The 14,105-nt window shown below is 67.6% G+C and carries 15 protein-coding genes; 4 read left to right on the plus strand and 11 right to left on the minus strand.

From position 1 onward, the window contains the following. Positions 1–227: 227 nt before the first annotated feature. Positions 228–596, plus strand: a complete 369-nt coding sequence (locus ACWFRJ_RS06060) for a hypothetical protein (protein ID WP_453524978.1) — start codon at positions 228–230, stop codon at positions 594–596. A gap of 120 nt (positions 597–716) precedes the next feature. Here the strand turns inward: ACWFRJ_RS06060 and ACWFRJ_RS06065 are convergent, their stop codons facing one another. Further along, positions 717–1,505 (minus strand): bestrophin-like domain, encoded by a 789-nt coding sequence (locus ACWFRJ_RS06065; RefSeq protein ID WP_453524979.1) that lies wholly within the window; start codon positions 1,503–1,505, stop codon positions 717–719. 456 nt (positions 1,506–1,961) lie between these two features. On the opposite strand from ACWFRJ_RS06065, the gene ACWFRJ_RS06070 reads away from it, so the two are divergent. Further along, positions 1,962–2,468: a DinB family protein gene (locus tag ACWFRJ_RS06070; RefSeq protein ID WP_453524980.1), complete on the plus strand. Its 507-nt coding sequence runs from the start codon at positions 1,962–1,964 to the stop codon at positions 2,466–2,468. A gap of 24 nt (positions 2,469–2,492) precedes the next feature. Here ACWFRJ_RS06070 and ACWFRJ_RS06075 read toward each other — a convergent pair whose 3' ends face one another. Together ACWFRJ_RS06075 and ACWFRJ_RS06080 are read right to left on the minus strand one after the other, a co-directional pair. Beyond that, positions 2,493–2,636, minus strand: coding sequence for a hypothetical protein (locus tag ACWFRJ_RS06075; protein ID WP_453524981.1), 144 nt, complete (start codon positions 2,634–2,636; stop codon positions 2,493–2,495). Further along, positions 2,623–2,916 carry a hypothetical protein gene (locus tag ACWFRJ_RS06080; protein WP_453524982.1) on the minus strand — a complete coding sequence of 98 codons (294 nt, stop codon included), beginning with the start codon at positions 2,914–2,916 and terminating at the stop codon, positions 2,623–2,625. Before ACWFRJ_RS06080 ends, ACWFRJ_RS06075 begins: the two co-directional genes overlap by 14 nt. Positions 2,917–3,169: 253 nt before the next feature. Between ACWFRJ_RS06080 and ACWFRJ_RS06085 the strand changes: the two genes are divergently transcribed. Then, entirely contained in the window at positions 3,170–3,511 is a 342-nt protein-coding gene (locus ACWFRJ_RS06085; protein WP_453524983.1) for a hypothetical protein, read from the plus strand. An 80-nt stretch (positions 3,512–3,591) separates the two neighbouring features. Here the strand turns inward: ACWFRJ_RS06085 and ACWFRJ_RS06090 are convergent, their stop codons facing one another. Further along, positions 3,592–5,094 (minus strand): SulP family inorganic anion transporter, encoded by a 1,503-nt coding sequence (locus tag ACWFRJ_RS06090; RefSeq protein ID WP_453524984.1) that lies wholly within the window; start codon positions 5,092–5,094, stop codon positions 3,592–3,594. 374 nt (positions 5,095–5,468) lie between these two features. Here ACWFRJ_RS06090 and ACWFRJ_RS06095 point away from each other — a divergent pair, with 374 nt between their 5' ends. Next, positions 5,469–5,882: a MerR family transcriptional regulator gene (locus ACWFRJ_RS06095; protein ID WP_453524985.1), complete on the plus strand. Its 414-nt coding sequence runs from the start codon at positions 5,469–5,471 to the stop codon at positions 5,880–5,882. A gap of 23 nt (positions 5,883–5,905) precedes the next feature. Here the strand turns inward: ACWFRJ_RS06095 and ACWFRJ_RS06100 are convergent, their stop codons facing one another. The 7 genes from ACWFRJ_RS06100 to ACWFRJ_RS06130 form a co-directional block, all read right to left on the minus strand. Next, the gene (locus ACWFRJ_RS06100; RefSeq protein WP_453524986.1) at positions 5,906–6,718 is read right to left on the minus strand and encodes an SAM-dependent methyltransferase; all 813 of its coding nucleotides are present in this window, start codon (positions 6,716–6,718) and stop codon (positions 5,906–5,908) included. Positions 6,719–6,996: 278 nt separating this feature from the next. After that, positions 6,997–7,890 carry a heparin lyase I family protein gene (locus ACWFRJ_RS06105; protein ID WP_453524987.1) on the minus strand — a complete coding sequence of 298 codons (894 nt, stop codon included), beginning with the start codon at positions 7,888–7,890 and terminating at the stop codon, positions 6,997–6,999. Between the two features lie 69 nt (positions 7,891–7,959). Next, on the minus strand, positions 7,960–9,972 hold the full coding sequence (locus ACWFRJ_RS06110) for an outer membrane protein assembly factor BamB family protein (protein ID WP_453524988.1): 2,013 nt from the start codon (positions 9,970–9,972) through the stop codon (positions 7,960–7,962). 68 nt (positions 9,973–10,040) lie between these two features. Beyond that, positions 10,041–11,021, minus strand: a complete 981-nt coding sequence (locus ACWFRJ_RS06115) for a hydroxyacid dehydrogenase (RefSeq protein WP_453525077.1) — start codon at positions 11,019–11,021, stop codon at positions 10,041–10,043. A gap of 65 nt (positions 11,022–11,086) precedes the next feature. Beyond that, complete coding sequence (locus tag ACWFRJ_RS06120; protein WP_453524989.1) at positions 11,087–12,013, minus strand: carbohydrate ABC transporter permease; 927 nt, start codon at positions 12,011–12,013, stop codon at positions 11,087–11,089. Beyond that, positions 12,010–12,930, minus strand: a complete 921-nt coding sequence (locus ACWFRJ_RS06125; RefSeq protein WP_453524990.1) for a carbohydrate ABC transporter permease — start codon at positions 12,928–12,930, stop codon at positions 12,010–12,012. The genes ACWFRJ_RS06120 and ACWFRJ_RS06125 overlap by 4 nt, the downstream gene beginning before the upstream one ends. Beyond that, positions 12,927–14,093 (minus strand): ABC transporter substrate-binding protein, encoded by a 1,167-nt coding sequence (locus ACWFRJ_RS06130; protein WP_453524991.1) that lies wholly within the window; start codon positions 14,091–14,093, stop codon positions 12,927–12,929. The genes ACWFRJ_RS06125 and ACWFRJ_RS06130 overlap by 4 nt, the downstream gene beginning before the upstream one ends. Between the last annotated feature and the right edge of the window lie 12 nt (positions 14,094–14,105).

The raw sequence follows: 14,105 nt of genomic DNA on the forward strand, positions 1-14,105 counted from the left end.
GAGACCTCCACCGCGCCAACCTCGTCCGCTGGTCCCATCGCGCGAGGTTGGCTATACCGGTGGACGGGCGAAAACGTTGCGAGCGCGCTCGAACCGGCGTTCCGTGGCCCGGCAACGTGACGTGCGGGACAGGGCGGCGCGCCTGCAGAACCCGACGGCCCGCCCGCGGACAAGCCGTCGCCATCACAGTGGTCGGCCTCATCGGGGAGCCGAGCGGGACGGCCGTGGTGACGGCAGGAATCCTGATGCTGTTCGCCCAGGGCTTCGGCCCCGGCGCGCACACCATGAGCTACGCCTCGCTGGGCTTCCCCACCTCGATGCGCGGCGTCAGCATCGGATTCAACCAGGCGGTGCTGCGCCTCGGTTCGACGCTGACCCTCCTCCTCTTTCCCATCCTCAGCAGCGGCCTGGGCACCCACGTCTACTGGGTCGTACTCGCCGCCCCAGTACTCGGTCTGATCGCACTCCTGGTGAAGCGCTGGGAACCGATCGGCTTCGACGCGGACGCAGAGGAACGGACCCGGCCGCAGACCGCGGCGTCCGACGGACGCGTGTCCGCCGCACATGGTCCGGGCTGCCGAGCCGACCGGAACTGACTGCCCTGTCCTGGCCTCCCTAGGTGATACGCCCTTTCCTCAAGGCCCGGTGCCAGACGTGGCGTCCTGGGAAGGTGCCAGCGGTGTACGACGTCGTAGAGCCATCTCCGCCAGGGGAGGTCATCGCCAGAACTGCGCGAGCACGCCCTCCTTGAAGGGAGCAGGCGAAACGGCGAGGTCGCCCGCGAATGGATGGTCCAACGTCAAGCACAACAGCAGACTCACGCCGATCAGTGCGGCGACCGACATGACGAACATCAAATTCGCGCGCAGGCTCCTGATGCCGTAGAGCAAGGTCAGGGGAAGCATGATGAGCGCGCCGCCGTAGACGAGGATATTGAGGAGTGACGGCAGGGACTGCTGTGCGTCGGAGAGCCGAGTCCGGCGTGCGCCTGCGATCTCGCCCAGCGTCGAGACGGACTGCGCGTAGTAGGTCTTCTCGGCCTCGGTCTGCGGCTCGTACTCCTGGAACACCTGGTACAGCGCCGTCACTTCGCGGTTGGTGACGCTGGGGTCGGGCTGTCCGTCGCGCATCAGCGGCCACTGCCCGTTGACGACGACACGGACGTACGCCCCGACGGCGTCCGTCACCCGGCGCTCCTGCCCGGCCGGGAAGGCAGGGGCATCACGCAGTACCTCGGCGGTCTGGCTGGCCTCGAGCGCGACGTTGGTCTCCGCCTCGTTGAGGCCCTCCCACTCGGCCACGACGACGAAGGCCAGGATGATGCCGTAGATCGCGGCGTACATGCCGAGCACGACGCCGATCATCTCGTTGTGCGTGCCGTTCGCGTGGTGAGGAAATCTGCGCCGAAGCACCAGCGTGCCCGCCACGGCAGCCAGTACGGCGCCGCCACCTAGCAGCCCTGCAAGCGCGAAAGTGCTGAAGTTATTGAGCAGCCAGATACCCACGGCCTCATAACGTCGATCCCTCGCCCGGGTTACTCCTCGGCTGCAGCGAGGCAGACCGCGACCGTCGGCGCGAGCCTGAATGCCGGTACGCGGCCGGGATCGTCGAACGCCGTGATGCGGGCCGGCGAGCACGTCAGCGGATCCGCGGCGGGCCCGACCTCCGCCGCAACGAGCCCGGCGGCCCCGTCTACGACCTACGACCTGCTGCTCCTCCAGATCGATACGGAGCCCGCCGCTCGCGGTGACTACACGCACCCTCCTCACGCCGTCCTGCCGTACTTAAACGATGCCCAGGCCACGCACCCGCCATGGCAGGCCGCCATCCACGCGCTTCCCGGCTGACCCCGTCATGGTCGCTGTTCCCTCGACCCGTCCAACAAGGAGTTGGGTGAACCAGGTCGGGTCCGTCGATAAATACCTCGACATGGGGCGCGATGATCGGAGACGCTTCGCGCGATGACCAGAATCGATGACACACCGTCTGAGTGGGACGAGCGCACCCAGCTCACCACGTTCCTCGACTACGCACGTGACACCGCCCGCGCCAAATGTGATGGCGTCTCTGCGGAGAACGCACGCAAGGCGCTTCTGCCGGGCTCACCGTTGATGACCATGAGCGGAGTGGTCAACCACCTCCGCTGGGTCGAGTACTACTGGTTCCAGGTGGTCTTCCTCGGTGAGGAGGACAGGGGGCCCTGGACCGATGAGGACCCCGACCGCGAGATGCGTATCGCCGTCGACTTCCCGCTCACGCAGTTGCTCGACGAATACGCCGAACAGAGCGCCCGCTACCGCGAACTGGTCGCCGGGAGCGGCCTGGACAAGAAGGCCCAGCGAGCCATCCGAAACGGCCTCCACGTCGACGTGCGCTGGATCCTGCACCACCTCACAGAGGAGACGGCCCGCCACAACGGCCATCTGGACATCCTGCGCGAGATGCTGGACGGCACAACCGGCTACTAGATCCGGCGGAGATCACGGGTCTGGTCAGAGTCGGATCGCGGCGATCCGGCCGTCCGTGTCGGCAAGGACTGCTGTGAACGTGGCGTCCACGGTAATGATCGCCGCGGCACCCACGAAGGTGAGCCCTGCCATCGCGGCGAGCCAGGTACCGCGCTCATCGATCGCCACGGAAGCGATCCCGGAGCTCGTCGTGGCAGTCGTCCTCGGTGCCGACCTGGACTCGTGAGAACGCCAGCACTCCGTCTTCCTTGCCTTCCTGCTTGGCCTTGGCCAACTGCAACTCGATGTCCGCGATGTACTCGCCGCACTCGGTGCTGACAGGCTTCTCGGGCTGCGGGGCAGGTGCCGAGGAGGCCTCCATCTCGGCAGTGACGGCGAGGCCGGCCGCGCACAGCACCGCCCACGCGGCAATCCATGTGCGGCGGCTCATCCGTATCGGCTCAGACATCCAGGCATCTTACGAGCGCCGCTGCGGGCTGTCGCCGAATCGGGGGCTTCCTCATCGACGAGTGCCACGAGGGGGCCGACCGGCATCGCCGACGAGGGCGACGGTGTCCTGGCTGTCCCTCGCGGCCTCTCAGACTCTCCGCAGCACTGACCGAGTGACAGCAGAGCAGCACGACTGCGGAATGCCGCAGCTCGATCGTCCAGGCCGCCAGACTACCCAGGCCCGTCGCCACCACGGATTCCGGAGCCTTGTCATGCCTCAGCCCTCCATCGAACCGACCGAAAAAGATGCCTTCCTGGCCGTATGCGGACACACGCATCTTTTCCCGGGTGCCCGCTGTCGCCTCCAGGGGCTCCCCGATCCCCAAGCCTTCGCAGCAGACCCGTGGCCGATCGAACTGGAACTGCGCCTCTCCGATGACGTGGTCACCCAGGCGGAGTTGCTCACCGCAAAGTCGACGGGCCCCCTACTCACCGTCCTGAGCTACACCACCGGTGCCGGCACCCTCATCGACGACCGCACCTGGCTGATCCGGGAGTTCATCCGAACGGGAGACGAAGTCGAGCTGACGATCGGTGGCCACGTCCCGGCCTGAGGACCGTATCCGCCGAACCTCGTCTCCCTCGTAGCTCGACCGACCCGTGCTCGACCGACCCGTGCTCGGCGGAGCTGGGGTCAATGGCTGGTGAGTTCGCCGGTGAGCTTGCCGTGGAGGTCGGCGCTGGGGGCGTTCAGGCCGATGATCTGCACCGTCTTGCCGCGTTGGGCGTACTTGGTCTCGATGGCGTCCAGCGTGGCTACCGAGGAGGCGTCCCAGACATGCGCGGCGGACAGGTCGATGACGACCTTCTCCGGGTCGCCCGCGTAGTTGAACTGGCCGACGAGGTCGTTGGAGGAGGCGAAGAACAGCTCGCCGGTGACGGAGTACACCACGGTGCTGTCGTCGGGGTCGGTGACGGCGGTGACTTCTGTGAGGTGGGCGACGCGCTTGGCGAAGATGACCATCGCGGTGATCGAGCCGACGACGACGCCGATGGCGAGGTTGGACGTGGCGACGACACAGGCCACGGTGGTGACCATGACGGTGATCTCGCCGGCCGGCATCCGCTTGAGGGTCTTGGGGGCGATGGAGTGCCAGTCGAAGGTCGCGAACGACACCATCACCATCACCGCCACGAGGGCCGCCATGGGGATGTCGGAGACAATCGAGCCGAAGACGATGCACAGCACCATCAGGAACGAGCCTGCCAGAAACGTCGACAGGCGGGTACGGGCGCCGGAGACCTTCACGTTGATCATCGTCTGGCCGATCATGGCGCAGCCACCCATGCCGCCGAAGAAGCCGGTGACGATGTTGGCGATGCCCTGGCCGATCGACTCGCGGGTCTTGGAGGAGCGGGTGTCGGTGATGTCGTCGACCAGCTTGGCGGTCATCAGCGACTCCATCAGGCCGACCAGCGCCATCGCGAGCGCATACGGAGCGATGGTGGTCAGAGTGTCCCAAGCGAACGGCACATCCGGCAGGCCCGGCACCGGCAAGGAGGACGGCAGGTCGCCCTTGTCGCCGACGGTCGGCACCGCGATTCCGGCGGCCACGGTGATGGCAGTCAGGATGACGATGGAGACGAGCGGGGCCGGGATCGCTTTGGTGATCCTCGGGAAGAACACCATGAGTGCGAGGCCACCGATGATCAGCGGGTAGACGGGCCAGGGCACGTCGTGCATCTCCGGGACCTGGGCCATGAAGATCAGGACCGCGAGGGAGTTGACGAAGCCCACCATCACCGAGCGCGGAACGAAACGCATCAGCTTCGCGACACCGAGCGCCCCGAGGACGATCTGGAAGACGCCGGCCAGGATCACGGCCGCGACCAGATACCCGAAGCCGTGCTCACGGTTCAGAGGTGCGATCACCAGCGCGACAGCACCGGTCGCGGCGGAGATCATCGCCCGGCGTCCGCCGACGATCGAGATGGTCACGGCCATCGTGAAGGAGGCGAACAGGCCGATCGCGGGATCGACCCCGGCAATGATCGAGAACGAGATCGCCTCGGGGATCAGTGCGAGGGCGACGACCAAGCCGGCCAACACCTCAGTGCGCCAGACCTTCGGGTTGTTCAGCCAGTCGGGGCGCAGGCCGCGCAGTCGCGCGGCGGGAGAGACAGTCGTAGAAGACAAGCGAGAGGGAACCTGTCGTGCTCGGGCACACCCAGCTCTGAGCCGGACATGGGTGCGCGGTAGGACGCGGAGGGACCGCGGGAGGTCGGCCGGAAACCGAAAGAGAGGACGGGGCGGACCTGCGCGGCCAGGCTCACATCCAGGGGCGAAGCGTCACGGCGGGCATGCGGCGGCGATGGGCGGCATGGGCTCGCGCACGCTCTCTCCTGTAAGAATCGGATCGTCGCCGGGGCTGCGACGGCTCCGGTAGGGCAGTAGCGGGGCAGCGCGGGCCACCCCTCAACATCACGAACCCTACCCTAACGTTAGAGTAGGGATTGGTGAGGTCGCACGGGACGCGTCCCGCCCCGACAAGAAGGGCCAGGCGCACGCGCGTGGACGACAAGCACATGCAGATCGGCGAAGTCGCCGCGCGGACCGAGCTGTCCCTGCGCACGATTCGGCACTACGAGGAGACCGGCCTTGTCGCCCCCTCGGCTCGTTCCCAGGGCGGATTCCGCCTTTACACCGAGACTGACGTGCAGCGGCTCATGGTTGTCCGCCGTATGAAGCCGCTCGGCTTCACTCTCGACCAGATGCGCGACCTGCTGGACGCGACCGACCGCCTCGATGCGGACGGCGATCTCGACGCCGACGAGCGCGAGACGCTGCTGGCCCGGCTGCGCGAGTACGAGCAGGCCGCTGCCGAGCAGGTCGACAGGCTCCGGATCCAGCTGTCCCGCGCCGAGGACTTCGCCGCCACCTTGGGCGCCCGTCTGGAGCAGAACGTCTCCGTAGCCCACCCCTGAACGACGGCGGGTTCCCGCATCCGTCAGGGTTTCAACGCAACCGCGCCGAACTGCGGAAGTTCGACAGGGGAGTTGGAATCAACGCGCCATTGCGCGCACGAGACGAGGCCGGGGGTGACAAGGTCCAGGCCGTCGAAGAAGGAGCTGATCTCTGCGCGACTGCGGGCAGTGATCGGCGGGGTGGCGTTCTCGTTCCAGAACTTCATGGCCTCGACGTTGCCCTCGCCACCGAGATCGGTATCGGTGGTGGGGTGTGTCAGCGCGAGATAGCTGCCGGAGGGGACCGCGGCCATGATCCGGCGCACGATGTCCTGTGCCTCGCCCGTGTCGAGTACAAAGTTGAGGATGCCCAGCATCATGACCGCGACGGGCTGGTCGAGGTCGAGGGTTGCCGATGCGCCCTCCATGACGCCATCCGGGTGGTGAATGTCGGCGTCGATGTAGTCGGTGACTCCCTGGGGTGTACCGGTCAGCAGGCTGCGGGCGTGGACGAGCACGATGGGGTCGTTGTCGACATAGACGATCCGGGACTCGGGTGCGATCCGCTGGGCGATCTCATGGGTGTTGTCCACGGTCGGCAGTCCGGTGCCGATGTCCAGGAACTGTCGCACGCCGCAGTCGGCGGTCAGGAACCGGACCGTGCGGCCGAGGAACTGGCGGTCGGCGCGGGCCACGTCACGGATCACCGGGAACATCGTGACGACCTGGTCACCGACTTGCTTGTCGATCTCGTAGTTGTCTTTCCCGCCGATCCAGTAGTTCCACACTCGAGCGTTGTGCGCGACTCCGGTGTTCAGCCTGCCCGACACGTCTGACGGGCGCTGGCTCTCACTCACGTCTTCCCCTTTTCTCGCTCACCCAGGAGGTGTTCTGGGTGAGCAGCCGCCGCGGCGACAACGGATCGTGGTGCCAGTGTGATGCACGTAGGTCACGGAGTCCGCGGATCGGGCGTTCCCGAGCCCTTTCGGGAGGGGTTGCCATGGTGATGAGGCTGCTGCGGGGCGCCCACCATGCCCCCGACCGGTCCACCCGGTCGGGGGCCTCTGTCCATCCGGCTCAGGCGCGGATGGGGGGGAGAGGGGAGGGGGAGGAGGCGGGGCCGGAGATCAGTGGTTCAGGAGGTGCCCAGGTCGATGACCCGGATGTTGTCGTGCTGGACCACTCGTGTCGCGGGATCGCCCGCTTCCGTCGAAGAGGCGGGTCGGTACAGGCCCCACTTGATGTAACCGATGGTCGTGGGATTCTCCGGATGGAAGGTGTTGACATCGGTGTACGTCTTCTTGAGCGTGAAGTCCTTCTCTCCCGGGAGTTGGGCGGACACCTTGTAATACCCGGTCTCTTCTTCGGCCCAGCGGACGTCTATACGGAACCGTATCCACTTGTTGATGTAGCCGCGGAAGTCCTCGACCACCGGCGCCTGCAGATCGAGGAGCGGGGAGCGGAACGCGATCTCGTTGCCCTTCGCCATCATGTAGAACGACGGCTTGTTCCCGCCCGCGTGCTTGCCCTGGAAGATGATGTCGCCGGCGCTTCCCTTGCCGGTCTCCCAGTCCTTGAGCATGACGCTGAACTCGTAGCGGTGCACGTCGCCCACGTGGATGAGCGACTCTTGCAGTTCGTTGTTCGCGCTCTCGCTGCGCGGTGCTCCGTCGGACACGTAGTCCGCGTCGTTCAGCGTCACCTTGTGCGAGATCGAGTGTGAGCTTCCGTCGCCGCTGCTCTGGACCTTGGAGGCGTCGGGGGCCTTGGCATGAGTCGTGGTCAGGCCGGGGATGCCGGAGTCGAGGGTGCCGGACTCGTAGTTGACGTCGAGCAGGTTGGATGCCCCCTGCGGCAGGGCCGAATGCTTCTTGCGGGCGCCGACGTCCTTGTGCTGAGCGCCCTTCTGGAGTGCCGTTTGGGAACGGTGCCCGGCCTCTGGCGTAGCGGAGGCGGTCGCGGCGTATCCGGTGCCGGCGATGGTGGCCACGCAGACGGCGATGCAGATCCTGTTGTGTGCCTTCTTCATGAAAGCTCCCTAGCTTTGGTGACGGAGGGGAGAGGAGGGGAGGGGAGGGGGACGTGCCCGCCCACAGCGTCAGTAGCGGGGGTGGTCGGTGATCTGGACGAGGTTGCGACCTCGCATGGTGTACAGATGACCGTGCTCATCGTTGGTGATGTGCGCGCCGCTGTACCAGCCGCCGTCGATGTCGGGGACAACGACCGAGACGGCGAAGGTCCTGGGGTGGAAGCGGAAGACGGTGGTGTCGGAGACGCCGTAGACGACACCGCGGTTGGTCACCATGGCGGCGAAGCCATTGCTGACCGAGGTGACGTCCGCGCGGTGGATCAGCTTGCGCCCCGGGATGTCGACGACGAAGAGGCCGCCCTTGCGGGACAGTCCGTACAGGTGGCGTCCGCGTACGGTGAGCGCGGCGACACCTGCCGTCTGCTGAGGGTCGATCCGCCACAGTTCCTTGCCGGCCACCGGGTCGAATGCGACGACGGTGCTGCGCGGACCGACGGGCGCGGTGTTGTCACCGCCGAGGAAGGCGACGCCGTCCCGGCTCGCGATGCCGCGGACGCACTGCGACTCATCGACCGGGTTGGCGAAGTGTCGTGAGCGGCCGGTCCTTGGGTGGTACGTCCACAGGGCGCCTGCGCCCTCGGTGTCTGACTGCACTCCGGCGAGCACGAGACCGTTGTCCTCGTCGAACGTGACGTCAAGCGGGCGGTTCTGTTCGTAGGGGAAGGAGGCCGCCTGGCTGACCTTGCCGGTGCGGGGGCTGTAGCGCCAGATGCCCTGGGAGTTGTACTGGCCGGTGTACAGGATGCGGTTGACGACGATGGCGTCCTTGGCCTCCCCGGGTGCACGGAGATTGACGACCTTGTCGTTGCCAGGTGTGTGGCGGGCGATCGTCGCGTTTGCGCCGACGTAGACGTAGCCGCCACCGGCGGCGATACCCATGACCGTCTGCGGGGCCATGGGTGCGCCCGCATTGCGGAGGTCGGTGACGGCGGCAGTCTTGTTGACCGGGTCGATCTGCGCCACGAAACCGTAGGCCGACGTGACGACGGCCTTGCCCGCGTGGCTGTTCACGCCCCAGATCTCGCCGAGTTCGGGCCCGTCGTACTGGACGGGGGAAATCGTGTTCGTTGAGGGTTGGTAGGAGAGCAGGCCGGATTCGTTGGCGTAGTAGACGGTGTCGCCGATCATCGCGAACGACTTTGCGACCTTGCCGATCGATGTCGCGACCTTGTACGAGGACAGATCGTTCAGGTCCAGGAGAGCGACCTTCGAGTCTTCCGTGGAGCCGGCGGAGCTCACGGCGAGCTTGTCGCCGAAGACGGCGAGATCACGGATGCTCGGATCGCGCAGCATCTCCGAAGGCGTGATCTGGGTGAAGGACTTGGCGGATCGGTCGTAGGCGTAGAGAGCGGCCTTGCTGGTGTCGCCGCCGCCGTTGAAGGTGGTGCCCGCGCCGAAGAAGGCGTGGGTACGGGTCGCCGCGACGGTCCGCGCGAGGGTGACCTTGGGGTCCGGGGTGCCCACATTACGGATCTTGCCGGTCGCGGGGCTGTACTCCCAAAGGGCCGGGGCGGTGCTGCTGCCGCCGCCGACCGCGTAGAGGACACCGTCGGGCGCCACGGCAAGGGCGCGTACGTCGCGGTCGGCGATGTGGCCGAGGGGTTGGGCGGGTTCGTCGGGCGTCTTCAGGTCCCAGCGGAAGAGGTTGGGGTGGTCGCCGGATGCCTTCTGGAGGATCCCTGCGTACAGGTACCTGCCGCTGTCGTCGGCGGCGAGTGCCTGGATGGAGTGGCCGTTGGTCAGTTCGGTCTGTGCCACCACCTTCTGGGTCGGCAGGTGTACGGCGATGATCTGGACGGGGTCGATGTTGCGGGACCCGATGTAGAGGGTGTCGCCGACCAGTACCGCGCTCATGAGCGAGAACTGGCGCACGGCCGGGCCCAGGTCGACGATGCGCGTGGTCGGGCGCCGGGCGGCGGGCGCCGCGTCGGCCGGGTTCGCGGCCAGGCCGACAGCGGCCGCGAGGCCCGCCAGACCGCCCGCCCGCAGTACGGTCCTTCTGCCGGGACGCTGATTGTTCATGACACTCCTCTGGGCTGAGTAGAGAGCTCTGATCGGGGTCGGGGTCGGGGTCGGGGTCGGGAAGCAGGTCATGCCTGCACGGTCAGGGACTGCCTGGTGACCGGCGCGCGTGGAGGCAATCCAGTGGCGTAGCGCTCCAGTTCGGTGAGCGCGGCGCCGGCCATCGTGCGGGTCTCGGAGCCGAGGGATCCGGCGATGTGTGGAGTGAGGACGACGTTGTGGAGGTCGTACAGAGCGCTGTCGGCGGGCAGGGGCTCGGGGTCGGTGACATCCAGGACGGCGTGCAGGCCGCCGCGACAGGCCGCTTCGAGCGCCGCGGTGTCGACGAGGGAGCCCCGGGCGGTATTGATGAGCACCGCACCGGGGGGAAGCGCCGCGAGCTGCGCCGCTCCGATCATGTGCCGGGTCTCAGGCAATTCCGGTGCGTGCAGGCTCAGTACGTCCGCCTGCCCGATTGCCTCTGCGAGCTGTGCCGGTTCGGCTCCCGCGGCGGTGATCTCGGTGGGGTCCGCCACGGGGTCGACGACCAGGACCCGGGCGAGGTCCAGGCTGCGCAGGAGGTCGACGACACGGCGGCCGATGCGGGAGAAGCCGACGAGGACGACCGTGCGGTCACGGCCGCTGAGTTCTCCCCGGTTGTGCAGGTAGCTCCAGTCCTCGCGAAAGCGGCGTGCGTCCATGGCGAGGAAGGGCACCTTCTTGAACGCCCAGAGGATCGCGCCGAGCGTGTACTGGGCGACGGGCTCGGCGTTGCTGTCGGCGGCCGTGGTCACGAGCATGCCGCGGTCGAACACGGCAGCCGGGACGTGACCGCGCACCGATCCCGCGGCGTGCAGCACTGCGCGAAGGCGCGGAGCAGCTTGCAGTACGTGGTGGTCCAGGACCGGGCAGCCCCAGGAGGTGATCAGTACTTCCACTTCGGCGAGGCGGGCGCGGACGGTGCCGGAGTCCAGGTTCGAAGCGCTGAGCGGCTGTCCGAGGGAGGCGGCGGCATGCAGCCGGGCCAGTTGTTCGTGCCCGAACTGGGTACGCAGGGTCCGGTCGCTCATCAGCAGCAGAGTCTCGGGCCTGCGTGGAGCGGCGACCGGTCCGGCCTGAGTGGCTGCGCTCCCGGTCACTTGACGCTCCCTGCGGACAGGCCGCTGCGCCACTGGCGCTGCAGCACCACGAAGGCGGTGATCAGCGGCACGACGGCGAGCAGCGATCCGGTGATGACCAGGGGGTTGTAGTCGGGGAACTGCGGGGCCCGGGTGTTCCACTGGTAGATGCCCAGTGTCATGGGGAACAGTTCGGGATCGGTGAGCATTACCAGCGGCAGGAAGAAGTTGTTCCAGATGCTGACGAACTGGAACAGCAGGATGGTGACGAACCCGGGCATCATCATCGGCAGGGCGATGGTCAGGAAGATGCGGAACTCACCGGCCCCGTCCAGGCGTGCTGCTTCCAGGACCTCGTCGGGCACGGCCGCATCCGCGAAGGTGCGTGCGAGGTAGACGCCGAAGGGGTTGCTCAGCAGCGGCAGGAAGACCGCCCAGAAGGTGTTCACGAGGTGCAGGTTCGAGGCGAGCAGGTACAGGGGAAGTGCCAGCGCGGTGGGCGGCACGAGGACGCCCGCCAGGGTCACCGCGAACAGGGCACGCCGTCCGGGGAAGTCGAGTTTGGCGACGGCGTAGCCGCAGGCGGTGCAGATCAGTGCGCCCAGGACGGCTCCGACGCCCGCGTAGAGCACGGAGTTGCGGATCCAGTACAGGAAGACGCCGTCCTCCCGGGTGAACAGGTCGCGCAGATTTCCCCAGAGGTTGAAGTCGGTGAGTTCGAAGGCACCGGTGGTGGAGAAGTCGCCGACGGACTTGGTGGCCGAGGTGACCAGCCACACCAGCGGGAGGACGCTGTAGAGGGCGGCGAGCAGGAGCACGCCGTGTACCGCACCGCGCGAGGTCCAGCGGGAGCCACGGGAACCGGTCTTGGGTCCGTCGGGGGCGGCACGGCGGGCCGGTGAGCGGTGCGTGGCCGCGGGCGATGCCGTGGTGGGTGCGCTCATCGTGAACTCCGGGAGGACAGTCGCATCACCAGCGCCGAGAGCAGGGCCGACGCGAGGGCGAGCAGGATGGACGCGGCGGCTGCGCGCCCGTAGTCGTTGCTGATGAAGGCCGCGTCGTAGATGTAGAGGCTGGGGGTCCAGGTACTGGTGACCGTGCCGGTGAAGGTGCGCAGCACCATGGGTTCGGTGAACAGCTGCAGGGAGCCGATGGTGGTGAAGACAAGCGCGACGAAGATCGTCGGACGGATCATGGGGATCTTGATGGACAGCGCGGTGCGCAGTGCGCCGGCGCCGTCGGCGCGCGCGGCCTCGAGCACCTCGCGGGGCACGGTCTGCAGCGCCGTGTAAAAGATGATCACGTTGTAACCCGTCCACTGCCAGGTGGCCATGTTCACGATGGCGGGCAGCACTCCGGCCTCGCCGAACGGATCGAACGGCAGGGCATCGCCCAGCGGGCCGATGCCGGGGCTGTAGAGGTAGCCCCAGATCAGACCGGCGATGACTCCGGGCACCGCGTACGGCAGGAAGACCGCAAGGGACCAGAGTTGCCGCAGCCGTACGGTGGCCGAGTTGAGCAGCAGGGCGATGAGCAGGGCGCTGCCGAACATGACAGGGATGTGGATCAGGGCGTAGCGGGCGACGTTGTTCACGCTGTCGCGGGCGGCCGGGTCACCGAGGACGTCGGCGTAGTTGCCGAAGCCGGTGAAGACCTGGCGGTAGCCCTCGAACCCGAGTCCCGAGAGGCGGTCGGTGAACAGGCTGAGGTAGAAGGCGTACCCGATCGGCACCAGCACGGTACAGAGCAGCAGCGTCGCGAACGGCGCGGCCAGTGCGGCACCGGTGAAGCGGCGCCGGTTGCCCGGTGGGGGAGCGGAGGCCGGGGCGGACGTCTTCACCGGCGTGTGCGTGCTGGTCATGTCCGGCTCCCGTCCGTGACGGCCAGGCCGCGGGCGCGCATGGCGGCGAGGGTCGAGGACTGGACCTGGTGCATGGCTCTGGGGATCGTGATCGCTTTGGTGGACACCGGGCCCAGCGCATCGGCGATCGTGGCGAAGGTGCTCAGCGAGGTGGGACCCCATGTCCACTCGGGGACCCGGGCGGCCGCCTTGTCCAGCACGTCGAAGATCGGATCGCCGGTGAAGAAGCCGTCCTCGTAGGCGCTGCGGGCCACCTGCCGGTTGGGGAGGTAGGCGGGCGAGGGAAAGGTGACCTTCGATCCGATCCGGGGGACCGCGGGGTCGGTGCTGAGCCAGCGAAGGAACGTCAGGGCGGCCTCGGGAGCCTTGCTCTCGGCGGAGACCCCGAACGCCGAACCACCCCACACGCCGGTGGACGGGTCGTCGGACCAGGTGGGCAGGGGAGCGACGGCCCAGCGGCCCTTGTCCGCGGGCAGGGACTTCTTCAGCATGCCCACGCCCCAGGTGGCCCCGAGCATCCCCCAGAGCCTGCCGTGGTGCATCGCGGAGATCCAGCTTTGCGTGCCGGTGGCGTCGCGCGCGGCGCGGTCGGAGGACACCATGTCCTGCCAGTACTCGGCCACGCGCACAGTGCCCGCGCTGTCGATCCCGACCCGCCAGGAGTCCGAGGCGATGTCCCACCAGGGGGCGCCCGTCTGCCAGGCCATCCCGGCGAAGAAGGCGCCGTCGTTGAGCGGGAACGTGGTGATCCGCGCTCCCCGGTCGGCCCTGCGGACCGCCGAGGCGGCGTGGCGGAACTCCTGCCAGGTACGGGGCACTTCGATGCCCGCCTTGTCGAACAGGTCCTTGCGGTAGAAGAACGCCATCGGGCAGAAGTCCATCGGCACCGCCCAGGTCTTCCCGCCGGGGCGCACGCTCTGCCACGCGGCCGGCAGGAAGCCTTCGGCGAGATCGGCCACCTCGGCGCTCAGGTCGCGCAGCCCGCCGGTGGTCACGATCTGCGGCAACGCCTGGTACTCGACATGCAGGATGTCCGGGGCGTTGTGAGCGCGGATCGCGTTGGTCTGCTGGGCATAGCCGCCGGATGTACCGGCGGCGATCACACTCAGCTCGACATGTACGTCGCGCTGGGCGGAGTTGAACGCGGCGACGTACTGATCCATGCCGGTCAGCCA

This window comes from Streptomyces sp. NPDC055239, assembly GCF_053606205.1.

Bases quoted from the DNA above. Each gene is read 5' to 3' on its own strand.
- ACWFRJ_RS06070 (WP_453524980.1), top strand. From the start codon at position 1,962: ATGACCAGAATCGATGACACACCGTCTGAGTGGGACGAGCGCACCCAG.
- ACWFRJ_RS06080 (WP_453524982.1), bottom strand. From the start codon at position 2,916: ATGTCTGAGCCGATACGGATGAGCCGCCGCACATGGATTGCCGCGTGG.
- ACWFRJ_RS06085 (WP_453524983.1), top strand. From the start codon at position 3,170: ATGCCTCAGCCCTCCATCGAACCGACCGAAAAAGATGCCTTCCTGGCC.
- ACWFRJ_RS06105 (WP_453524987.1), bottom strand. From the start codon at position 7,890: ATGAAGAAGGCACACAACAGGATCTGCATCGCCGTCTGCGTGGCCACC.
- ACWFRJ_RS06110 (WP_453524988.1), bottom strand. From the start codon at position 9,972: ATGAACAATCAGCGTCCCGGCAGAAGGACCGTACTGCGGGCGGGCGGT.
- ACWFRJ_RS06115 (WP_453525077.1), bottom strand. From the start codon at position 11,021: ATGAGCGACCGGACCCTGCGTACCCAGTTCGGGCACGAACAACTGGCC.
- ACWFRJ_RS06120 (WP_453524989.1), bottom strand. From the start codon at position 12,013: ATGAGCGCACCCACCACGGCATCGCCCGCGGCCACGCACCGCTCACCG.
- ACWFRJ_RS06125 (WP_453524990.1), bottom strand. From the start codon at position 12,930: ATGACCAGCACGCACACGCCGGTGAAGACGTCCGCCCCGGCCTCCGCT.
- ACWFRJ_RS06130 (WP_453524991.1), bottom strand. From the start codon at position 14,093: ATGGATCAGTACGTCGCCGCGTTCAACTCCGCCCAGCGCGACGTACAT.